A 21,591-nucleotide genomic window follows, 5' to 3' on the forward strand; every position below is an offset into this window, starting at 1 on the left:
GCGGCCGATCCCGCGATGCGGGGTTGACCTTTCGCCGGGGCGGGTGACCACTTGGGTCATCCGCCCCGAAGCGTTTTGAGAACCGGAGCAAGACCAGATGACCGAGCAACTTCCCGAAGACGAGATCGCGCAGGACGAGGGCCACGACAGCGGCGCCGAAGCCGATCAGGACACCCCCGACTTCGTGCGCAAGCGCGAGATCGTCGCCTACACCGCCGAACAGACGGGCCAGTCCAAGGCCGATGTCCGCGCGATCCTCGACGCGGCCTTCGCCTTCATGCGCGCCGAGCTGCTGGAGGGGAAGGACCTGCACTACCCCACCTTCGGCAAGGTCCGCATCAAGTACCCCAATCGCGAGGGCGCCGACCCGATCTTCCGCGTGATCCCGGCCAAGCAGGACGCGAACGCGCTGCAGGCGATGGAGGACGGTGCCGACAGCCCCGACGAGGCGGATTGACGCGGCGTCGTGAATCGTGAACGCGGGCCCGCGAGGCCCGTGCTAGCCTTCCCGCAACCAACAGGGAGAGGCACGATGAACGACCAGACACCGCAGACCCGGCTGACGGCGGCCGATTTCGATCAGGAGCTGCTGGACCTCTACGACTACTACGCCCACGGCAAGATCACGAAGCGCGAGTTCCTCGACCGGGCGGGCAAGTGGGCGGTCGGCGGTCTTACCGCCGTCGCGATCCTCAAGACGCTGGCCCCGAACTACGCGCTCGCCCAGCAGGTGGCCGAGGACGATCCCGACATCATGGGCGAGGACATCACCTATCCGAGCCCGAATGGCACCGGCGAGATTACGGCTTATCTCGTCCGCCCCACGGACATGGACCCAGACAACCCGCCCGCCGCGGTGCTGGTGGTGCACGAGAATCGCGGGCTCAACCCTTACATCCGCGACGTGGTGCGCCGCTTGGCCAAGGCAGGCTTCGTCGCGATGGGGCCGGACGGGCTCTCCTCGCTCGGCGGCTATCCCGGCAACGACGACGAGGGGCGCGAGATGCAGCGGACGCTCGATCAGGAGGCGCTGCTCAACGACTTCTTCGCCGGGTTCGAGTATCTGCAGGCGCTCGACGGCACCAGCGGCAAGGTCGGGGCCACCGGGTTCTGCTATGGCGGCGGCGTGGTGAACAAGCTGGCCGTGGCCTATCCGGAGATGGGGGCGGGCGTGCCCTTCTACGGTGCCGCCCCCGATGCCGCACAGGTGCCGATGATCGAGGCGCCGCTGATGATCCAGCTCGCCGCCCTCGACGGGCGGATCAACGCGATGTGGCCCGACTACCAGAAGGCGCTGGAGGAGAACGACAAGCGCTACGAGGCGCATATCTACCCGGACGTGAACCACGGCTTCCACAACGACACCACGCCCCGCTACGATGCGGAGGCCGCGGCGCTGGCGGAGGAGCGCATGATCGCCTGGTTCCGCACCTATCTAGCAGGATGAACGCCGGGCGGCGGGGCTTGCCAGTCGCGCCGCGCCGCCTGTAACGTCCGGGGCAGGGGATCGGCGATGGCGTCGCCGTCGGCCTCGGGCCGAAACGTCCCCTCACCCATCCTGAACGCCGGGATCTTGCTTTGCCGCCATCGCGCGGTGGGGGGAGATCGCCTTGCCCCCCGCGTGGCGGCGTATTCAGGAGTGATCCAATGGACGGACCCATCCAGACCCGCCCCGAGTTCCACCGCTTTCATCAGGGCGAGAAGGTCCTGCCCTTCGCCGAGGCCGAATACGAAACCCGACTGGTGGGCCTGCGCGCCGCGATGGTCGCGCAGGGCGTGGACGCCTGCGTGCTCACCTCGATGCACAACATCGCCTATTACTCGGGCTTCCTCTACTGCGCCTTCGGACGGGCTTACGCGCAGGTCGTGACGGCCACCGGGACGGTGACGATCAGCGCGGGTATCGACGCGGGCCAGCCCTGGCGGCGCGGCTATGGCGATAACATCACCTATACCGACTGGCAGCGGGACAATTACTGGCGGGCGATCCGCTCCGTCACCGGCGCGGGCGGGGTGATCGGCTACGAGGGCGATCACCTCTCGCTGGCGCAGATGGCGCTGCTGCGGGACGTCCTGTCGCCGTCGCGCACCGTCGACATGGCGCCTGCCACGATGCGCCAACGGATGCACAAGTCGGCGGTAGAGATCGAGCTGATCCGCGCCGGGGCGGCGGTCGCCGATCATGGCGGCCATGCCATCCGCGACGCGATCCGCGAGGGCGTGCGGGAGATCGACGTGGCGATGGCCGGTCGCGACGCGATGGAAATGGAGATCGCCCGCCGTTTTCCCGACGCCGAATATCGCGACACATGGGTCTGGTTCCAGTCGGGCCTCAACACCGACGGTGCGCATAACCCGGTAACGTCGCGGCGGCTGGCGCGGGGCGATATCCTCAGCCTCAACACCTTCCCCATGATCTCGGGCTACTACACGGCCTTGGAGCGCACGCTGTTCCTGGGCGAGGTGGACCCGGCATCGCAGGCCATCTGGGAGGCGAATGTCGCCGCGCACGAATACGGGATGAGCCTGCTGCGACCGGGCGTGCGCTGCGCCGAAGTCACGGACGCCCTCAACGCCTTCTTCGCCGAACGCGACCTGCTGCAATACCGCACCTTCGGCTATGGCCATTCCTTCGGTGTGCTCAGCCACTATTACGGGCGCGAGGCTGGGCTGGAGCTGCGCGAGGACGTGGACACCGTGCTGGAGCCGGGCATGGTCATCTCGATGGAGCCGATGCTGACCATTCCCGAAGGCCAGCCGGGGGCGGGCGGCTACCGCGAGCATGACATCCTGATCATCACGCGGGACGGCAACGAAAACATCACCGGGTTCCCCTATGGGCCGGAACACAACGTGGTCGCTTGAAACGATCTGCGCCCGGCTCACGGCCGGGCGCGTGAAAAACCCGCTGGACCGGCACGTTCGGCTGCCTTAAACCCCGTCGCCAGGGGCGGTTAGCTCAGTTGGTAGAGCAATTCGTTTACACCGAATGGGTCGGGGGTTCGAGCCCCTCACCGCCCACCATCCATCCTTCGGCCTGAAGGCGCGCGCCAGTGATTTCGACGGTTGCAGCCGTCGTTTTTTCCGCCGCCGTCCGACGATTTCCCTGGCGAAACAGCTGGTGACCACGGCGCGGGAAGTGCTGCCGCGCGCCTTCCCGGTTCATCCCTGCATCGGGCCCGGCGGGGACTTGGACGCGGACAGGCGTTCGTATCGGATACAACAAGACGTGGGCAACATGCCTCGCTTCGGCCCCGCGATGCGGCAGGCTAGGGCAGGGGATGTCGCAGCCGAGCGCCTCGCGGCCGCGAGGAGTATGAGGAGTGGGCGTCGCATTGGCCCAATACGATTCCGGGGCCGTGGCGCCTGCGGTCGCGGATGGTGTGCGCGACACGCCTCCGTCGACCCACGCGACGCATGAAAGCCGATGATGTCCCAGCCGGATCGGGACCGCAGGCCGCGACAGCGACCGCAGCGCGCTGGAAACTATTCGGCCACGGCCAGCAGCCGGTTGGCATTCGTGCTGAGCTTGTAGAAATAACCGCGCGGGCCGAACCCCTGGTCGAGCGTGCCGCCCAGTTCCGCCGGAATGATCTTGCGCAGGAGCGTCGCGCCGAAGCCCTGACGCTCGGATCGCGGTCCGTTGGCGCTGCCATCCTCGACCCAGTCGATATGGAAGCTGCCATCTTTCTCGACACCCCAGCTCAACCGGACCCGGCCGCCCTCGTCGCGCAGCGCGCCATGCTTGATCGCGTTGGTGCCGAGCTCGTTGATGAGCAGGGCGATCGACATCGCGCCGCGCGCCCCCACCTCGCAGGTCTTGCCCGTAAGCGTCACCTGGTCCGAATAGCCGCCCGCACCCCCGAAATCACGCACCGCATCGCCGATCAGTGCGGCGAGGTCCGCGCTCGCGAAGTCGCGATCGGCCAGCCGCCGCTGCGCGTTGGCCATCAGGCCCAGCCGCCCCTGCAGCTCCGCCATGAACTCCGCATGGCTGAGCGTGCCGTCGTCCGAGTTGCGGATCAGCGCGCCGATATTGGAGTAGAGATTGCCCATCCGATGCTTCAGCTCGGCGATCACGACCTCCTGGTCGGCGAGCCGCCGCGCGGACAGCGCATCGGAGACATGGGCCTCGATCTCGATCAGCAGGGTGGAGGCGAGATCCTCCAGCTCCGCTATCCCGCGAATCTCGTCCCCGCGCCGCGGCTTTGTGTCGATGACGCAGAGCGAGCCGATGCAGTGCCCGCTGCGCAGCCAGAGCGGCACGCCGGCATAGAACCGGATCTGCGGATCACCGGTGACCAGCGGATTGTTCACGAAGCGCGGATCGTTGAGCGCATCCTCGACGATCATCGTGCGCTGGTGCTGGATGGTGAAATCGCAGAACGCGTCCGAGCGGGGCGTCTCCGACACCGCCAGTCCGACGCGCGACTTGAACCATTGCCGCCGGTCGTCGATCAGCGAGATCAGCGCGATCGGGCAGCCGGTCAGCGCGCCGGCCAACCGCGTGTAGCGATCGAAGCGCTCTTCCCTGGCAGAGTCGAGAAGACCCGTCGCGACGAGCGCGTCGAGCCTGTCTTCTTCTTCGCGATGTTTCCTGGTCGTCGTCATCCCGGAGGGACCTTGCATGAAGTGCGGGTGTTGTCGCTGCTTATACCACAGATGCGGGCAGTTACAGCCACAAATTGTCGAGAGGTGATAGGTAAGTTTCTGAAACTTCAGGTTTAACGATTGCGAGAACGCCTTCGTCGGACCCTTCGCGCAAACCGCCGATTTTTTGCGCTTGACGCCCCCCGGCGGCCTGCCTAAACACCTCCCCACGCCGCCGGGGACACCCCGACCGGCACGAGGCGAGCGGTTGTAGCTCAGTTGGTTAGAGTACCGGCCTGTCACGCCGGGGGTCGCGGGTTCGAGCCCCGTCAACCGCGCCATCGCCTCCCGATCATTAGATCAGTCGCCGGACAATTCACTCCCCCGAACGGGGGAGGGTCGCGGCGATGATCTGCCATCCGACACCCGCCCGGAAATCTGCGCCTGGCCCGCGCGATTGCGCTTGACCGCCCCTGTCGCTGCGACTAGACCGCCCCCATCCCGCCAGTCGGGATCGCGCGGTTGTAGCTCAGTTGGTTAGAGTACCGGCCTGTCACGCCGGGGGTCGCGGGTTCGAGCCCCGTCAACCGCGCCACTTTCCTCCCCCTTCATCCGATGATGTTCGCGAGGCGTTCGGCCTGTCCCGCGATCGCGCATGTGCTCTCAAACCGCATGCAGAAATGCGGCAGATGCGTTGACCCTATCCTGCGCTGGGTTTAGATCGTCTCCAAACAGCGATCCAACGTGAAGAGGAGTCGCGGCATGGAGCTCGTCCTGCGCGAATATCTGCCCATCCTGGTCTTTCTGGGGCTCGCCATCGCGCTCGGCCTGATCCTGATCTTCGCGGCGATCATCGTCGCGGTGCGCAACCCGGATGCCGAGAAGGTGTCGGCCTACGAGTGCGGGTTCAACGCCTTCGATGATGCGCGGATGAAATTCGACGTGCGCTTCTACCTCGTCTCGATCCTCTTCATCATCTTCGATCTGGAGGTCGCGTTCCTGTTCCCGTGGGCCAACGCGTTCCCGCATAACGACGTGGCCTTCTGGTCGATGATGCTGTTCCTCGCCGTCCTGACCGTCGGCTTCGTCTACGAGTGGAAGAAAGGGGCCCTCGAATGGGAGTGAGCACCAATATCAACACCGCAGGACCCGATCGCGAGGTCGCGACGCGCCAGCTGACCAATCAGCTCGCGGACAAGGGCTTCCTGCTGACCACCACCGACGACATCATCAACTGGGCGCGCACCGGCTCGCTGCACTGGATGACCTTCGGTCTTGCCTGCTGCGCTGTCGAGATGATGCACACCTCCATGCCCCGCTACGATCTGGAACGGTTCGGAACGGCGCCGCGCGCCTCGCCGCGCCAGTCGGACCTGATGATTGTCGCGGGCACGCTGACCAACAAGATGGCGCCCGCGCTGCGCAAGGTCTACGACCAGATGCCCGAGCCGCGCTACGTCATCTCCATGGGGTCCTGCGCCAATGGCGGGGGCTATTATCACTACAGCTATTCGGTCGTGCGCGGCTGCGACCGCATCGTGCCGGTCGACGTCTACGTGCCCGGCTGCCCGCCGACGGCGGAGGCGCTGCTCTACGGCATCCTCCAATTGCAGCGCAAGATGCGCCGCACCGGCACGATCACGAGGTAACGGCATGTCGGAAGCCCTGCGCGAACTCTCCGGCCATATCGAGACGCATCAGGGCGATGCGGTGCTCGAGACGGCCATCACCGGCGGCGAGCTGACCATCACGGTCGTGCCCTCGTCGCTCGCCAAGTTCCTCGCCTTCCTGCGCGAGGACAAGACCTGCAATTTCGGTACGCTGGTGGACATCACGGCGGTGGACTGGCCCGGCCGCGACAAGCGGTTCGACGTGGTCTACCACCTGCTGTCGATGTACCAGAACCACCGCATCCGCGTGAAGGCGGGCGTGCGCGAGAAGGAGATCGTCCCCTCGATCACCGGCGTCTACAAATCCGCCGACTGGTACGAGCGCGAGATCTTCGACATGTTCGGTATCCTGTTCTCGGGCCACCCGGACCTGCGGCGGATCCTGACCGATTACGGCTTCCGCGGCTATCCGCTGCGCAAGGATTTCCCGACCACCGGCTATACCGAAGTCCGCTACGACGAGACCGCCAAGCGCGTGGTCTACGAGCCGGTGAGCCTGGTGCAGGACTACCGCACGTTCGACCTGATGAGCCCGTGGGAGGGTGCCGACTACATCCTGCCTGGCGACGAGAAGGCGGAAGACGCGCCCAAGGGCTGACGCCCGACAGGTGCCATACGCTTGCCATACGCATCGCATACGCATGGCAGCCCCGGTTTTTGACCTCGAAGGAGGGGTGACAGATGGACGGTTCGAAATTCGACGACGTGCTCACGGGTGAGCAGCAGATCCGCAATTTCAACATCAATTTCGGTCCGCAGCACCCCGCGGCCCACGGCGTTTTGCGCCTGGTGCTGGAGCTCGACGGCGAGATCGTGGAGCGGTGCGATCCGCATATCGGCCTGCTGCATCGCGGCACCGAAAAGCTCATGGAATCACGGACTTACCTCCAGAACCTGCCCTATTTCGACCGGCTCGATTATGTCAGCCCGATGAACCAGGAGCATGCCTGGTGCCTCGCCATCGAGAAGATGACGGGCACCGAGGTGCCGCGCCGCGGCTCGCTGATCCGCGTGCTCTATTGCGAGATCGGCCGCGTTCTCAACCACCTGCTGAACGTGACCACGCAGGCGATGGACGTGGGCGCCCTGACCCCGCCGCTCTGGGGCTTCGAGGAACGCGAAAAGCTGATGGTCTTCTACGAGCGCGCCTGCGGGGCGCGGCTCCACGCCGCCTATTTCCGGCCCGGCGGCGTGCATCAGGACCTGCCGCAGGCGCTGTGCGACGATATCTGGCAGTGGACCGAGGAGTTCGGCCATGTGCTTGATGACATTGACGGATTGCTGACCGAGAACCGGATATTCAAGCAGCGCAATGTCGATATCGCCATCGTCAGCCAGCAGGAATGCCTCGACCTCGGCTTCTCGGGCGTGATGGTGCGCGGCTCCGGCATGGCGTGGGACCTGCGCCGCTCGCAGCCCTACGAGTGCTATGATGAGATGGATTTCCAGATCCCCGTCGGCACCAATGGCGACTGCTACGACCGCTACCTGATCCGCATGCAGGAAATGCGCGAAAGCGTGAAGATCATCCGTCAATGCCTTGAAAAGCTTGAGCTGGTGAAGGGCGAGCCGGTGCAGACCAAGGGCAAGATCGCCCCGCCGCGCCGCGACGACATGAAGACGTCGATGGAGGCGCTGATCCATCACTTCAAGCTTTACACCGAGGGTTTCCGCGTCCCGCCGGGCGAGATCTACGCTGCGGTCGAGGCCCCGAAGGGCGAGTTCGGCGTCTATCTCGTGTCGGACGGCACCAACAAGCCCTACCGCGCCAAGCTGCGCGCGCCCGGCTTCGCGCATCTGGAAGCGATGGACCACCTGTGCAAGGGCCACCAGCTGGCGGACGTGTCGGCGATTTTGGGCTCGCTGGATATCGTGTTCGGCGAGGTGGATCGGTGATGCGAGTTGCGGCGGCCATGTTATTTTCCGTTGGCCTGTCCGCGTGCGGCTCGGACTGGGAATACTCCACACCGGGCCTTGCGGAAGCGGCATGGGCCAATGGTTTTGCGGAATTGGGGTGTAGCACGCCCGTAGATGGAGCAGACGCTGCATTGGCGTCGACGACGGCTTTCCAGAACTATAGCGGGTGGGGAAATTGGGTGACCGAGCACGGTATCGACCAGATGGGCCGCCAAAATTATATCAAGCAGACCGCCGGAAACTACCTCGAAGATGCGATCGAGCAGGGCAACGTCGTTCGCGAAGGCGACCTCTACCGTTTCCTTGCCGGTCCTTGCGCAGAGTGATCGAATGCTACGTAGACTTCACAAAGACCAACCCGACAGCTTCGCCTTCACCGACGCCAACCAGGCGTGGGCGGAGAAGCAGATCGCCAAATATCCCGAGGGGCGGCAGGCATCTGCCATCATTCCGCTCTTGTGGCGCGCGCAGGAGCAGGAGGGCTGGCTGACCCGGCCCGCGATCGAGCATGTGTGCGACATGCTGGGCATGGCCCATATTCGCGGGATCGAGGTCGCGACCTTCTATTTCATGTTCCAGCTCGCCCCCGTTGGCGATGTGGCGCATGTGCAGGTCTGCGGCACCACGTCGTGCATGATCTGCGGGGCGGAGGATCTGATCGCCGTCTGCCGCGACAAGATCGCGCCCAAGGCCCACGAACGCTCCGCCGACGGCAAGCTGAGCTGGGAGGAGGTCGAGTGCCTCGGCGCCTGCTCGAACGCGCCCATGGCCCAGATCGGCAAGGATTACTACGAGGACCTGACGGCGGAAAGCTTCGCCGAGATCCTCGACCAGCTCGCCGCGGGCGAGGTGCCGGTGCCTGGCAGCCGCAATGGTCGCTTCGCCTCCGAGCCCGCTTCGGGGCTGACCTCGCTGACCGAGCTGGCCGAAGGGCGCAACGACGCCAACATGTCCGTGACCCTCGCCAAGCAAAAGGGTGATACGATCGCCCGCATCACCGACGGCTGACCCGAACAGGAGAGAGACGATGAGCGATCAGGCCCCCCAGATGTCCCGCACCGTCTTCGCGATGCTCGTCAGCGTCGCGGTGGCGTTCCTCGCGGCGCTCATCATGATCTTCGTGATCGGACTGGCGGTCGGGACCGGCGTGTTCGTCGGGCTGACGCTGGTGCTGATCCTGTTCGCGCTCATCATCTACTTCCTCGGCGATGCGGAGCTGGTCGATCAGGTGCAGAGCCGGACGGGTGTCGAGCTGCCGGTCGCCACGCCGAAGGCGGAGACCGCGTCACCCGAGGCAGCGGCCCCCGAGACCGCGCCCGCCCCGCAAACGCCCGCCGTTCCGGCGGCGGAGCCCGCGCCGGTTGCCGCAACCGCCGAGGAGACCGCGCCCGCTAAGGCGGCGACCCCCGAACCCGGCCCGGTCGCCGAACCTGCGCCTGCGCCCGAGACGATGCCCGAAGCAGAGGTCGAGACGACCGAGGCGCAGATGGGCGATGTCGATCCCGCAGCCGACCCCGCCGCCGTGCCGGTGGACGAGCCCGAGGATGTGCCCGCGCCCCGCGCGGCGGAGGAGGAAGTCGCCCCCGTCGCGACGTCCGCCCCCGCACCGGAGGAGACCGGCGACGACCATGCGAAGCCCGCGACGCTGGACGCGCCGCGCGAAGGTGGGGCGGATGATTTCAAGCAGATCAAGGGTATCGGTCCGAAGCTGGAGGAGCTTCTTCATTCGATGGGCTTCTACCATTTCGACCAGATCGCATCCTGGAGCGATGCGGAGATCGCCTGGGTCGATGCCAATCTCGAAGGGTTCCGCGGCCGCGTGACCCGTGACGACTGGGTCGGGCAGGCCCGCGAACTGAGCAAGGGATGACGGAGGAGCGCGAGGCGCAACTGAGGCGGCAGACACGGGCGGCGGCGGCGGTCATCGTCATCGGCTTCCTCGGCTGGATGGGGTTCAGCCTTCTGGGGGCGGAATTGGAATTGCCGGTCCGCTTTGCCTTCCTCGCCGATTTCGCGATGCTCGCGGCGCTGATCTGGGCGCTCTACGTTTTGTACAATGTCCGGCGCGCGCGTCGGAGCGAAGGGGACTGAAATGCTGACCGACAAGGACCGCATCTTCACCAATATCTACGGCATGGCCGACCGCTCGCTGAAGGGCGCGCAGAGCCGGGGCGCCTGGGACGGCACCGCCGACATCATCGGCAAGGGCCGCGACTGGATCATCGAGGAGGTCAAGGCCTCGGGCCTGCGCGGGCGCGGCGGCGCGGGCTTCCCGACGGGTCTCAAGTGGTCCTTCATGCCGAAGGAGAGCGATGGGCGGCCGTCCTACCTGGTCGTCAATGCCGACGAGTCGGAGCCGGGCACCTGCAAGGACCGGGAGATCATGCGGCACGACCCGCACCTGTTCATCGAGGGCTGCCTGATCGCCAGCTTCGCGATGAACGCCCATGCCTGCTACATCTACATCCGTGGCGAGTACATCCGGGAGCGCGAGGCGCTGCAGATCGCCATCGACGAGGCCTATGATGCGGGCCTTCTGGGCAAGAACGCCGCCGGGTCGGACTGGGATTTCGACATCTACGTCCACCACGGGGCAGGGGCCTATATCTGCGGCGAGGAAACCGCGCTGCTCGAGTCGTTGGAAGGCCGCAAGGGCATGCCGCGTCTCAAGCCGCCCTTCCCGGCGAATACCGGCCTCTACGGCGCGCCGACCACGGTGAACAACGTCGAGTCGATCGCGGTGGTCCCCACCATCCTGCGCCGGGGTGCCGGCTGGTTCGCGAGCTTCGGGCGCGAGAACAACGCGGGCACCAAGCTTTTCGCCATCTCGGGCCATGTCGAAAACCCCTGTGTGGTCGAGGAGGCCATGTCGATCCCGCTGCAGGAACTGCTGGAGAAGCATTGCGGCGGCGTTCGCGGTGGATGGAAGAACCTCAAGACCGTGATCCCCGGCGGGTCCTCCGTCCGTTGCCTGCCGCATACGAAATGCGACGAGGCGATCATGGATTTCGACTGGCTGCGCGGCGAGGGCTCGGGCCTCGGCACCGCCGCCGTGATCGTGATGGATCAGTCGACCGACATCATCAAGGCGATCTGGCGGCTGTCGAAGTTCTACAAGCACGAAAGCTGCGGCCAGTGCACGCCTTGCCGCGAAGGCACCGGCTGGATGATGCGCGTGATGGACCGGCTGGTGACGGGCGAGGCGGAGGTCGAGGAGATCGACATGCTGCTCGACGTGACCAAGCAGGTCGAGGGCCACACGATCTGCGCGCTCGGCGATGCCGCGGCCTGGCCCATCCAGGGCCTGATCCAGCACTACCGCGACGAGATAGAGGACCGCATCAAGCACAAGCGCACGGGCCGCGTCAGCGCGGTGGCGGCGGAGTAGGGGTGCTTAGCCCGCCCATTAGAAGCGAAGTCGCGCTGGCCCTCTGCAAGGATTGCGGCGAAATGCAACTGTCGTCCGGGCATGTTTGCGATGGTTGCGGCGGGGAACTGGAGGATCGTCGGCTGCGCACCGACCGGCTCGTCTGGTGGCAGATCGTACTCGGCGGTACCGTGCTGGCGGCGGTGATGGTTCTGATCGGCGTGGTGCTGGGATGACGCGCAAGGAGAGCATCGGGCTGACCGCGCTGATCTGGCTGTGCGTCGCACCTTGCGTGATGTTCGTGAGCTACCTGTTCGAGTGGTTCGACATCGACTGGCCGCTCTGGGCGCGGGTGCTGGTCTCGACCGGGTTCACGGTGCCGTTCATCGAGTTCATCGTGACGCCGCGGGTAGAACGGATTATAGCTGCGGCGCAGGACAAGACCCGCGCCGAGTTGAAACGGCAGGAGGCGCGCGAGGCCTCCGATGGAGCGGACCCGTGATCGACGCGACCGGCGCGTGTTAAGTGCAGTGACTTGAAAATCGTCCGACCGGACGCGCGACCTACGGCCACAGCCTGACTGGCCATGTCGCGAAATTGGAAATTCCCGAAATACGAAGGCCCAGAATGACGACCACCCTTTCCGCCCAGAAAAATACCGCGCGCCCGGTCCGGACCACAGCGCTTGCGATCCTGTTCGGGCTAGCAGCCTGTGCGCCGCAGCCTGCCATCCGCAGCGACGGGTCGCCGATCGTCATGCCGCCGGAGGTCCTGAATACGATCACGGCACAGCAGCTCGCGCGTCAGGTGGCGGGCGAATGCAGTCGTTACACCTTCAATTTCGGCCGCGAGCAGTCCGAGCAGCGCGCGCTGATTCCCGTGGTAAGGGCGTCGGGTTTGACCGAACGCGACCTGAGGCTCTGGGCCAACAACATTCCCGATGACGTGCAGCGCGACCTTCAGGGCCGCGTAATTGGCTTTATCGACGAACACGATATCCTTATGACCGATCCCGACTCCTTCTGCGCGGCCGGCGATACGGAAGTGGCAGATGGCAGCGAAATCGGCAGCTATCTCATTGCGAGGTGACCCCATGACCGACCTGAGAAAAATCATCATCGACGGCGCCGAGGTCGAGGTCGATCCGGCCATGACGATCCTTCAGGCCTGCGAGACGGCGGGCGTCGAGATCCCGCGCTTCTGCTATCACGAGCGGCTGTCCATCGCGGGCAACTGCCGGATGTGTCTGGTCGAGGTCGTGGGCGGCCCGCCCAAGCCCGCCGCCTCCTGCGCCATGCAGGTGCGCGACCTGCGCGGCGGCCCCGACGGCCAGCCGCCCGAGGTCAAGACCCGCAGCCCGATGGTCAAGAAGGCGCGTGAAGGGGTGATGGAGTTCCTGCTCATCAACCACCCGCTCGACTGCCCGATCTGCGACCAGGGCGGCGAATGCGACCTTCAGGATCAGGCGATGGCCTACGGCGTCGATTTCTCCCGCTACCGCGAGGAAAAGCGCGCGGCGGTCGATCCCGATCTCGGGCCACTGGTCGGCACCAAGATGACGCGCTGCATCTCCTGCACGCGCTGCGTCCGCTTCACGACCGAGGTCGCGGGCGTGGCCGAGATGGGCCAGACGGGGCGCGGCGAGGATTCGGAGATCACCTCCTATCTCGGCCAGATGCTGACCTCCGAATTGCAGGGCAACGTGATCGACCTGTGCCCGGTGGGCGCGCTGACCTCGAAGCCCTACGCCTTCACCGCGCGGCCCTGGGAGTTGAAGAAGACCGAGAGCATCGACGTGATGGACGCGCTCGGCTCCTCGATCCGGGTGGACACGCGGGGGCGCGAGGTCATGCGGATCATGCCGCGCAACCACGATGGCACCAACGAGGAATGGCTGTCGGACAAGTCCCGCTTCGTCTGGGACGGGCTGCGCCGCCAGCGGCTCGACCGTCCCTATGTGCGGCGCGACGGCAAGCTGACGCCTGCAAGCTGGACCGAGGCTTTCCTGGCCATCGCCGAGGCGGCGAAGGGCAAGAAGGTCGCGGCACTGGCCGGGGACCTCGCCCCGGTCGAGGCAATGTTCGCGCTCAAGCAGCTTGTCGAGGGGCTGGGCGGCACGGTGGAATGCCGGACCGATGGCGCGAAGCTGCCGGTCGGCAACCGCTCGGCCTATGTCGGCACGGCGCGCATCGAGGATCTGGACCGGGCGCAGGCGATCCTGCTGGTCGGGACGAACCCGCGCAAGGAAGCGCCGGTGCTCAACGCCCGCATCCGCAAAGCGTGGCTGCACGGCGCGGATATCGCGCTGGTCGGCGAGGCGGCGGATCTGACCTATGACTACCACCACGCGGGCGACACCATCGCCGCGCTGACTCAGATGGCGGACAAGGGCGTCTCGGACGAGACCCGCGACAAGGACACGATCGTCGTGATCGGGCAGGGCGCGTTGATCGGCGATCACGGCGCGGCGAACCTCGCCGAGGCCATGCGCATGTGCGAGGTCTCGGGCTCGAAACTGCTGGTGCTGCATACGGCGGCCAGCCGCGTGGGCGGCATAGATGTCGACTTCACCAACGATGCCGGACTCGGCGCCATCAACGAGGCGGACGTGGTCTGGAACCTCGGCGCGGACGAGGTGGAGATCGGAGCGGGTCCCTTCGTGATCTACCAGGGCAGCCACGGCGACCGCGGCGCGCACCGCGCGGACGTGATCCTGCCCGCGGCGGCCTGGGTCGAGGAAAGCGGGATCTTCGTCAACACCGAAGGTCGCCCGCAGCTGGCGGTCCGCGCGGGCTTCGCACCGGGCGAGGCGCGCGACAACTGGGCGATCATCCGCGCGGCCTCTGCCCATCTCGGCTCCGCGCTGCCCTACGATTCGCTGGCGGACCTGCGCAAGGCGCTGTTCGAGGCGGTGCCGCACCTCGCCACGCTCGACACCGTGCCGGAAAACGAGTGGCAGCTGGTCGACCGCGGCGAGACGGGCGACGCGGTGATCGGCACCACCGTGCTCGACCACTACCGCACCAACCCGATCGCGCGCGCGTCCGAGGTGATGGCGGAATTGTCGCGGCTCGCGCATGAGCGGGACCTGCCGGTCGCGGCGGAATAGGCCAGACTGACCCGGTTCAACCGGGAGAGGAGTGACGCGATGCGACTGAGAGTTATGGCAACCGGGCTGGTCCTGATCGCGCTCGCCGCGTGCAGCGGGCGGTCCGACAACTTCGCGGGGCAACCGATCGAGAAGGTGGCGCGAAACCTGGGCTACCCCACGCGGGTGATCGACCTGCCCGACGGGCGGCGCACCTTCAGCTGGGATATCGAGCAGCGCGCCGCCGTCGGCCCGATCCGCCCGCAACTGGGCGGCATCGTCATCGGCACGGGCGGCGCCAGCGTCGGTGTCGGACTGGGCCGCGACGTGGTCAGCACCGGGACCTGCACCTACACCCTGACGGGCGAGCGCGTGGGCGAGACCTACGTGATCCAGCCCGGACCGGTCGGCAACCCCGGCTGCGTGATGTGAAACAGTGCCCCGCCATGCCGGTTTCGCTGGCAGCGCGGCGCCAAATACCTTAAGCGCAGGGCCTGACGGGCCCCGCGCCGAGACGAGACGAAGGACAGCACCGACATGAGCTTCTGGGACGGGAATTTCGGGATCTTCCTTATCATCCTGGCGCAGTGCCTCGCGGTGACGGTCAGCGTCCTGGTGGCGCTGGCATTCCTGATGTATGCGGACCGCAAGGTCTGGGCCGCGGTGCAGATGCGCAAGGGACCGAACGTGGTTGGCGTGTTTGGCCTGCTGCAAAGCTTCGCCGATTTCATCAAGTACATCGTCAAGGAAGTCGTGGTGCCCGCGGGCGCGGACCGGACGGTGTTCTTCCTCGCGCCCATGATCGCCTTCGTGTTGGCAGTCGTTTCCTGGGCGGTGATCCCCTTCGCCGAGGGCTGGGTCGTGGCCAACATCAATATCGGCATCCTCTATATCTTCGCCATCTCCTCGCTCGAGGTCTACGGCGTCATCATGGGCGGCTGGGCGTCGAACTCGAAATACCCGTTCCTGGGCTCGCTGCGCTCGGCCGCGCAGATGATCTCCTACGAGGTGTCCATCGGTTTCATCATCGTGGGTATCCTGATCTCGACCGCGTCGCTGAATCTGACCGACATCGTGCTGGCACAGTCGGGCGGCTGGTTCTGGAACTGGTACTGGCTGCCGCATTTCCCGATGGTGTTCCTGTTCCTGATCTCAGCCCTGGCCGAGACGAACCGCCCGCCCTTCGATCTGCCCGAGGCGGAGGCCGAATTGGTCGCCGGCTATCAGGTCGAGTACTCCTCTACGCCGTTCCTGCTCTTCATGATCGGCGAGTTGATGGCCGTCGTGCTGATGTGCGCGCTCATCACCATCCTGTTCTTCGGCGGCTGGCTGAGCCCGGTGCCCTTCCTGCCCGACGGCGTGTTCTGGTTCGTCATCAAGGTGCTGTTCTTCTTCTTCATTTTCGCGATGGTGAAGGCGATCGTGCCGCGCTTCCGCTATGACCAGCTGATGCGGATCGGCTGGAAGGTTTTCCTGCCGCTGAGCCTCGGCTGGGTCGTCTTCGTCGCCTTCGCCGCGCATTTCGGCTGGTTCTGGGGTGCCTACCAGCGCTGGATCATCGGCGTCTGAGACTGAATGATGGGGGCGCGCACCAGGGGGTGCGCTGCCGCCCGCAATCGAATTCGAGGGGAGTTTCCCATGGCAGTCACATTCGAACGGGCCGCGAAATATTTCCTGCTTGCCGACTTCTTCGGCGGGTTCAAACTGGGCCTCAAGTACTTCTTCGCGCCCAAGGCGACGGTGAACTACCCGCATGAGAAGGGGCCGCTGAGCCCGCGCTTCCGCGGTGAACACGCGCTGCGCCGCTACCCGAACGGGGAGGAGCGCTGCATCGCGTGCAAACTGTGCGAGGCGATCTGCCCCGCGCAGGCGATCACCATCGATGCGGAGCCGCGCGAGGACGGATCACGCCGGACCACGCGCTACGACATCGACATGACCAAGTGCATCTATTGCGGCTTCTGCCAGGAGGCCTGCCCGGTCGATGCCATTGTCGAGGGACCGAATTTCGAGTTCTCGACCGAAACGCGCGAGGAGCTTTTCTACAACAAGGAAAAGCTGCTGGCGAATGGCGAGCGGTGGGAGGTCGAGATCGCCCGCAATCTCGAACTGGATGCGCCGTATCGCTGAGCGGATTTCTGCCCGCCCCGACCTTGAGCCGGGACGGGCCTGACGTTAGAGAGACGCCAACCGGGGCTCTTGATCCCGGACCGGCCTCAAACCAAGGGATCGCCATGACCGTCGCGGCCTTCGTCTTCTACCTCTTCGCCAGCATCGCCGTCGCGGCCGGCCTGTTCGTCGTCCTGGCGCGCAACCCGGTCCACTCGGTGCTGTGGCTGATCCTCACCTTCTTCTCCGCCGCGGGCCTGTTCGTCCTTATGGGGGCGGAGTTCGTGGCGCTTCTGATGGTGGTGGTCTACGTGGGCGCGGTCGCGGTGCTGTTCCTGTTCGTGGTCATGATGCTCGACGTCGACTTCGCCGAACTGCGGCAGGGCATGGCGCGGCACATGCCGCTGGCCATGCTGATCGGCATCGTGCTGGTGATGGAACTGCTGCTGGTGATCGGCGCGAACATCTGGGCCGATCCCGAGACGACGACCCGAGTCGCGGTCACGCCGGTTCCGACCGAGCTGCAGAACACGCAGGCGCTGGGGCGTCTGATCTACGACCAGTACATCTACCTGTTCCAGGCCGCGGGCCTGATCCTCTTCGTCGCCATGATCGGCGCCATCGTGCTGACCTTGCGCCATCGCGCGGACGTCAAGCGGCAGAACGTGCTGCGCCAGATGTACCGTGATCCGGCGGAGGCCATGATCCTCAAGGATGTGAAACCAGGACAAGGACTGTAAAAATGGGCGACCTCATCTACTACGCACTGATCATTGCGGCAGGCGTCATCGGCTACGGCATCGGCCGCAAGACGAGCGAGCGGGAAGACAAGAAGTGATTTCACTCGGCCACTACCTGACCGTTGCCGCGATCCTGTTCGTGACGGGCATCTTCGGCATCTTCCTCAACCGCAAGAACGTCATCGTCATCCTGATGTCGATCGAACTGATGCTGCTGGCCGTGAACATCAACATGGTCGCGTTCTCCTGGCATCTGGGCGATCTGGCCGGGCAGGTCTTCACCCTGTTCATCCTGACGGTCGCGGCGGCAGAGGCGGCGATCGGGCTGGCCATCCTCGTCTGCTTCTTCCGCAACCGGGGCACGATCCTGGTCGAAGACGTCAACGTGATGAAGGGCTGACATGTACCACATCATCCTCTTCGCGCCGCTGATCGCGGCCATTCTCGGCGGGTTCTTCTGGCGCTTCATCTCCGAGAAGGGCGCGCAGATCGTGACCACCGGGGCCGTGATGCTGGCCGCGGTGCTCAGCTGGGTGCTGTTCCTGGGGATGGACGGGTCCGTCTCCGACGTGATCCCACTGTTCCGCTGGATCGACAGCGGCGCGATGGAGGCCTACTGGTCGATCCGGGTCGACACGCTGACCCATGTGATGCTGGTGGTGATCACGACCGTCTCGGCGCTCGTGCATCTCTACTCCTTCGGCTACATGGATCACGACCCGGAATGGCGCGAGGGGGAGACCTACAAGCCGCGCTTCTTCGCCTACCTGTCCTTCTTCACCTTCGCGATGCTGATGCTGGTGACGGCGGACAACCTCGTGCAGATGTTCTTCGGCTGGGAAGGGGTCGGCGTCGCCTCCTACCTCCTGATCGGCTTCTACTGGCGCAAGCCCTCGGCGGGGGCCGCGGCGATGAAGGCGTTCATCGTCAACCGCGTGGGCGATTTCGGCTTCGCGCTGGGGATCTTCGCGCTGTTCCTGCTCACCGACAGCGTCGAATTTGGCGTGATCTTCGACATGGCGCCGCAGCTGGCGGAAACGACGATCGGCTTCCTCGGCATGGAGCTGGCCGCCCTCGAAGTGGTCGGGTTCCTGCTGTTCATCGGGGCGATGGGCAAGTCGGCGCAGCTGATCCTGCACACCTGGCTCCCCGACGCGATGGAAGGTCCGACGCCGGTCTCGGCGCTGATCCATGCCGCGACGATGGTGACGGCGGGCGTGTTCCTCGTCTGCCGCATGGCGCCGATCTACGACCTCACGCAATACGCACCGGCCTTCATCACCGGGCTCGGCGCCGTCACGGCCTTCTTCGCCGCGACCGTTGGCTTGGTGCAGAACGACATCAAGCGGGTGATCGCCTATTCCACCTGTTCGCAGCTGGGCTACATGTTCGTTGCGGCGGGCGTCGGCTTCTACGAGGCGGCGATGTTCCACCTGTTCACGCACGCGGCGTTCAAGGCGATGCTGTTCCTAGGTGCGGGTTCGGTCATCCACGCGATGCATCACGAGCAGGACATGCGCCATTACGGTGGCCTGCGCAAAAAGATCCCGATGACCTTCTGGGCGATGATGATCGGCACGCTCGCCATCACCGGCGTGGGTATCCCGTTCAGCTACGACATTATCGGCCTGCCCATCGGGTTCGCCGGGTTCGTGTCCAAGGACGCGATCATCGAGGGCGCCTTTGCCGGCCATGCTTATTTCGCCTTCACCGCGCTGGTGATCGCGGCACTGTTCACCAGCTTCTACAGCTGGCGGCTGATCTTCCTGACCTTCTACGGCACCCCGCGCGGCGATGCGCACACGCATGACCACGCGCATGAGAGCCCGGCGGTCATGACCATTCCGCTCGGCGTGCTGGCGGTGGGTGCGGTGCTGGCGGGCATGGTCTACTACAACAGCTTCGTCGGCAAATACGCCGAGGACTTCTTCGGCCCGTCCCTCAACTACGCGGCGGCCGACGCGGCCCATGCGGATGACGAGGGCGACGCGTATGGCGAGGATGTCGTCAGCGTGGACGAGGCCGAGGTCGCGGCGGACGAGGCCGGTCATGGGGCCGATGAGGCTGCCGAGGGTGATGCGGCCTACGCGGACGATCATTCCGAGGACGCCTATGGCGACGACCACCACGGCGACGACGTGCTGCATTCCTATCACTACGTCCCGTGGTGGGTGAAGCTGTCGCCCTTCCTCGCCATGCTCATCGGACTCGCGCTGGCCTACCAGTTCTACATCCGCGATCCGGCGACGCCGGGCCGGGTGGCGGCGCGGATGCCGGGGCTCTACCGCTTCCTGCTGAACAAGTGGTATTTCGACGAGGCCTACGACGTGCTGTTCGTCCGGTCGTCCAAGTCGCTGGGCCGCTTCCTGTGGAAGAAGGGCGACGGCAAGGTCATCGACGGCGGCATCAACGGACTCGCCATGGGCATCGTGCCGTTCCTGACCCGCATCGCGGGCAAGGCCCAGTCCGGCTACGTCTTCCACTACGCCTTCGCGATGATCGCCGGTCTGGTCGCGATCATCACCTGGTTCGCGATCCGAGGGGCCTCCTGACCGATGGATAACTACCTGCTTTCCCTCGTCACCTTCCTGCCTGCGATCGGCGCGGTCGTGATGGGCCTGCTGCTGCGCGGCGAGGACCGCGCGGCGGTGCGCAACGCGCGCTGGCTGGCGCTGTTCGTGACGGTCGCGACCTTCCTCGCTTCGCTGTTCATCATCACCGGCTTCGATCCCGACGATACCGGCTTCCAGTTCGTCGAGGAGGCGGAGTGGCTGGGCGGTCTGACCTACCGCATGGGGGTCGACGGTATCTCGGTCCTGTTTGTCATGCTGACCACGGCGCTGATGCCGCTGGTGATCGGTGCAAGCTGGGGGGTGGAGCACCGGGTCAAGGAATACATGATCGCGTTCCTGCTGCTCGAGACGCTGATGATCGGTGTCTTCTGCGCGCTCGACCTGATCCTGTTCTACCTGTTCTTCGAGGCGGGTCTGATCCCGATGTTCATCATCGTGGGCATCTGGGGCGGCAAGGACCGCGTCTACGCCGCGTTCAAGTTCTTCCTCTACACGCTGCTCGGCTCCGTCCTGATGCTGATCGCGATGATGTTCATGATCGCGGATGCGGGCACGACCGACATCGCGGCGCTCCTGATGCACGAGTTCGGGTCCGACACGGTCTCGATCGCCGGCATCCATATCGTCGGCGGCGCGCAGACCCTGTTGTGGCTGGCCTTCTTCGCAAGCTTCGCGGTGAAGATGCCGATGTGGCCGGTGCACACATGGCTGCCCGACGCGCACGTGCAGGCGCCCACCGCGGGCTCCATCGTGCTGGCGGCGATCCTTTTGAAGATGGGCGGCTACGGCTTCCTGCGGTTCAGCCTGCCGATGTTCCCGGTCGCCTCCGACCTGATGGCGGATTTCGTGATGTGGCTGTCGGTGATCGCCATCGTCTACACCTCGCTGGTCGCGCTGATGCAGGACGACATGAAGAAGCTGATCGCCTATTCCTCGGTCGCGCATATGGGCTTCGTCACGATGGGGATCTTCGCGGCGAACCGGCAGGGGGTCGACGGCGCGATCTTCCAGATGATCAGCCACGGCTTCATCTCGGGCGCGCTGTTCCTCGCCGTCGGCGTGATCTACGACCGGATGCACACGCGGGAGATCGGGGCGTTCGGGGGCCTCGTGAACCGGATGCCCGCTTTCGCGCTGGTCTTCCTGCTGTTCACGATGGGCAATGTCGGTCTGCCGGGCACCTCGGGCTTCGTGGGCGAGTTCCTGACGCTGTCGGGCGCGTTCCAGGCCAATACGTGGATCGCCTTCTTCGCCACCACGGGCGTGATCCTGTCGGCGGGTTATGCGCTGTGGCTCTACCGCCGGGTCGTCTTCGGCGATCTGGTCAAGGAAAGCCTGCGCGGCATCCGCGACATGACCGGACGGGAGAAGCTGCTCTTCGTGCCCTTCGTGTTCTTCACGCTGCTGCTGGGCGTCTATCCCAGCCTCGTCACCGACATCATCGGCCCCAGCGTCGAGGCGCTGCTGGGCTCCTACGAGCAAGCGCTTGAGCAGGCGGGCACCACCCTCGCCGCCGCGCCCGAGACGGGACACTGAT

23 protein-coding genes, 3 tRNA genes and 1 pseudogene are annotated in these 21,591 nt (G+C 65.5%); 26 read left to right on the forward strand and 1 reads right to left on the reverse strand.

The window, feature by feature from the left end; genetic code table 11:
• Window positions 1–97: 97 nt before the first annotated feature.
• The 4 genes from RX333_RS05730 to RX333_RS05745 all read left to right on the forward strand — a co-directional run bounded on the left by RX333_RS05730 (window position 98) and on the right by RX333_RS05745 (window position 3,024).
• Window positions 98–457: an HU family DNA-binding protein gene (locus RX333_RS05730; RefSeq protein WP_316013965.1), complete on the forward strand. Its 360-nt coding sequence runs from the start codon at window positions 98–100 to the stop codon at window positions 455–457.
• A 75-nt stretch (window positions 458–532) separates the two neighbouring features.
• Window positions 533–1,447 (forward strand): YghX family hydrolase, encoded by a 915-nt coding sequence (gene yghX / locus RX333_RS05735; RefSeq protein WP_316013966.1) that lies wholly within the window; start codon window positions 533–535, stop codon window positions 1,445–1,447.
• 200 nt (window positions 1,448–1,647) lie between these two features.
• On the forward strand, window positions 1,648–2,865 hold the full coding sequence (locus RX333_RS05740; protein WP_316013967.1) for an aminopeptidase P family protein: 1,218 nt from the start codon (window positions 1,648–1,650) through the stop codon (window positions 2,863–2,865).
• An 83-nt stretch (window positions 2,866–2,948) separates the two neighbouring features.
• Window positions 2,949–3,024: transfer RNA gene (locus RX333_RS05745), tRNA-Val, on the forward strand.
• A 462-nt stretch (window positions 3,025–3,486) separates the two neighbouring features.
• Here RX333_RS05745 and RX333_RS05750 read toward each other — a convergent pair.
• The gene (locus RX333_RS05750) at window positions 3,487–4,611 is read right to left on the reverse strand and encodes a sensor histidine kinase (protein ID WP_316013968.1); all 1,125 of its coding nucleotides are present in this window, start codon (window positions 4,609–4,611) and stop codon (window positions 3,487–3,489) included.
• A gap of 243 nt (window positions 4,612–4,854) precedes the next feature.
• On the opposite strand from RX333_RS05750, the gene RX333_RS05755 reads away from it, so the two are divergent.
• From RX333_RS05755 to RX333_RS05860, 22 genes and pseudogenes are all read left to right on the forward strand, one after another.
• Window positions 4,855–4,931, forward strand: a tRNA-Asp gene (locus tag RX333_RS05755).
• 177 nt (window positions 4,932–5,108) lie between these two features.
• Window positions 5,109–5,185 (forward strand) — tRNA-Asp (locus RX333_RS05760).
• Between the two features lie 167 nt (window positions 5,186–5,352).
• Entirely contained in the window at window positions 5,353–5,715 is a 363-nt protein-coding gene (locus RX333_RS05765) for an NADH-quinone oxidoreductase subunit A (protein ID WP_316013969.1), read from the forward strand.
• Entirely contained in the window at window positions 5,706–6,239 is a 534-nt protein-coding gene (locus RX333_RS05770; protein WP_316013970.1) for an NADH-quinone oxidoreductase subunit B family protein, read from the forward strand. The genes RX333_RS05765 and RX333_RS05770 overlap by 10 nt, the downstream gene beginning before the upstream one ends.
• Window positions 6,240–6,243: 4 nt before the next feature.
• On the forward strand, window positions 6,244–6,858 hold the full coding sequence (locus RX333_RS05775; protein WP_316013971.1) for an NADH-quinone oxidoreductase subunit C: 615 nt from the start codon (window positions 6,244–6,246) through the stop codon (window positions 6,856–6,858).
• An 83-nt stretch (window positions 6,859–6,941) separates the two neighbouring features.
• Window positions 6,942–8,156 (forward strand): NADH-quinone oxidoreductase subunit D, encoded by a 1,215-nt coding sequence (locus RX333_RS05780; protein ID WP_316013972.1) that lies wholly within the window; start codon window positions 6,942–6,944, stop codon window positions 8,154–8,156.
• Window positions 8,157–8,173: 17 nt separating this feature from the next.
• The gene (locus RX333_RS05785) at window positions 8,174–8,503 is read left to right on the forward strand and encodes a hypothetical protein (protein ID WP_316013973.1); all 330 of its coding nucleotides are present in this window, start codon (window positions 8,174–8,176) and stop codon (window positions 8,501–8,503) included.
• A gap of 4 nt (window positions 8,504–8,507) precedes the next feature.
• A pseudogene (gene nuoE / locus RX333_RS05790) lies at window positions 8,508–9,173 on the forward strand (NADH-quinone oxidoreductase subunit NuoE); the annotation flags it as partial.
• A 31-nt stretch (window positions 9,174–9,204) separates the two neighbouring features.
• Window positions 9,205–10,047: a hypothetical protein gene (locus RX333_RS05795; protein ID WP_316013974.1), complete on the forward strand. Its 843-nt coding sequence runs from the start codon at window positions 9,205–9,207 to the stop codon at window positions 10,045–10,047.
• Window positions 10,044–10,268 carry a DUF5337 domain-containing protein gene (locus RX333_RS05800; protein WP_316013975.1) on the forward strand — a complete coding sequence of 75 codons (225 nt, stop codon included), beginning with the start codon at window positions 10,044–10,046 and terminating at the stop codon, window positions 10,266–10,268. The genes RX333_RS05795 and RX333_RS05800 overlap by 4 nt, the downstream gene beginning before the upstream one ends.
• Window position 10,269: 1 nt before the next feature.
• The gene (nuoF, locus tag RX333_RS05805; protein WP_316013976.1) at window positions 10,270–11,565 is read left to right on the forward strand and encodes an NADH-quinone oxidoreductase subunit NuoF; all 1,296 of its coding nucleotides are present in this window, start codon (window positions 10,270–10,272) and stop codon (window positions 11,563–11,565) included.
• 62 nt (window positions 11,566–11,627) lie between these two features.
• A complete protein-coding gene (locus tag RX333_RS05810) occupies window positions 11,628–11,780 on the forward strand; it encodes a hypothetical protein (protein ID WP_316013977.1) in 153 nt (50 codons plus the stop codon).
• Window positions 11,777–12,046, forward strand: coding sequence for a hypothetical protein (locus RX333_RS05815; protein WP_316013978.1), 270 nt, complete (start codon window positions 11,777–11,779; stop codon window positions 12,044–12,046). The genes RX333_RS05810 and RX333_RS05815 overlap by 4 nt, the downstream gene beginning before the upstream one ends.
• Before the next feature lie 125 nt (window positions 12,047–12,171).
• A complete protein-coding gene (locus RX333_RS05820) occupies window positions 12,172–12,633 on the forward strand; it encodes a DUF5333 family protein (protein ID WP_316013979.1) in 462 nt (153 codons plus the stop codon).
• A 4-nt stretch (window positions 12,634–12,637) separates the two neighbouring features.
• Window positions 12,638–14,653, forward strand: a complete 2,016-nt coding sequence (gene nuoG / locus RX333_RS05825) for an NADH-quinone oxidoreductase subunit NuoG (protein ID WP_316013980.1) — start codon at window positions 12,638–12,640, stop codon at window positions 14,651–14,653.
• 39 nt (window positions 14,654–14,692) lie between these two features.
• Complete coding sequence (locus RX333_RS05830) at window positions 14,693–15,064, forward strand: hypothetical protein (RefSeq protein ID WP_316013981.1); 372 nt, start codon at window positions 14,693–14,695, stop codon at window positions 15,062–15,064.
• A 105-nt stretch (window positions 15,065–15,169) separates the two neighbouring features.
• Entirely contained in the window at window positions 15,170–16,201 is a 1,032-nt protein-coding gene (gene nuoH / locus RX333_RS05835) for an NADH-quinone oxidoreductase subunit NuoH (RefSeq protein WP_316013982.1), read from the forward strand.
• 69 nt (window positions 16,202–16,270) lie between these two features.
• On the forward strand, window positions 16,271–16,762 hold the full coding sequence (nuoI, locus tag RX333_RS05840) for an NADH-quinone oxidoreductase subunit NuoI (RefSeq protein WP_316013983.1): 492 nt from the start codon (window positions 16,271–16,273) through the stop codon (window positions 16,760–16,762).
• Between the two features lie 104 nt (window positions 16,763–16,866).
• Window positions 16,867–17,481 carry an NADH-quinone oxidoreductase subunit J gene (locus RX333_RS05845; protein ID WP_316013984.1) on the forward strand — a complete coding sequence of 205 codons (615 nt, stop codon included), beginning with the start codon at window positions 16,867–16,869 and terminating at the stop codon, window positions 17,479–17,481.
• Window positions 17,482–17,575: 94 nt separating this feature from the next.
• Complete coding sequence (gene nuoK, locus RX333_RS05850) at window positions 17,576–17,881, forward strand: NADH-quinone oxidoreductase subunit NuoK (RefSeq protein ID WP_316013985.1); 306 nt, start codon at window positions 17,576–17,578, stop codon at window positions 17,879–17,881.
• A 1-nt stretch (window position 17,882) separates the two neighbouring features.
• Window positions 17,883–20,033, forward strand: coding sequence for an NADH-quinone oxidoreductase subunit L (gene nuoL / locus RX333_RS05855; RefSeq protein ID WP_316013986.1), 2,151 nt, complete (start codon window positions 17,883–17,885; stop codon window positions 20,031–20,033).
• Window positions 20,034–20,036: 3 nt separating this feature from the next.
• Window positions 20,037–21,590, forward strand: a complete 1,554-nt coding sequence (locus RX333_RS05860) for an NADH-quinone oxidoreductase subunit M (RefSeq protein WP_316013987.1) — start codon at window positions 20,037–20,039, stop codon at window positions 21,588–21,590.
• The last annotated feature ends 1 nt before the right edge of the window (window position 21,591 follow it).

The organism is Roseobacter sp. HKCCA0434, assembly GCF_032464675.1.
Taxonomy (GTDB): Bacteria; Pseudomonadota; Alphaproteobacteria; order Rhodobacterales; family Rhodobacteraceae; genus Pontivivens.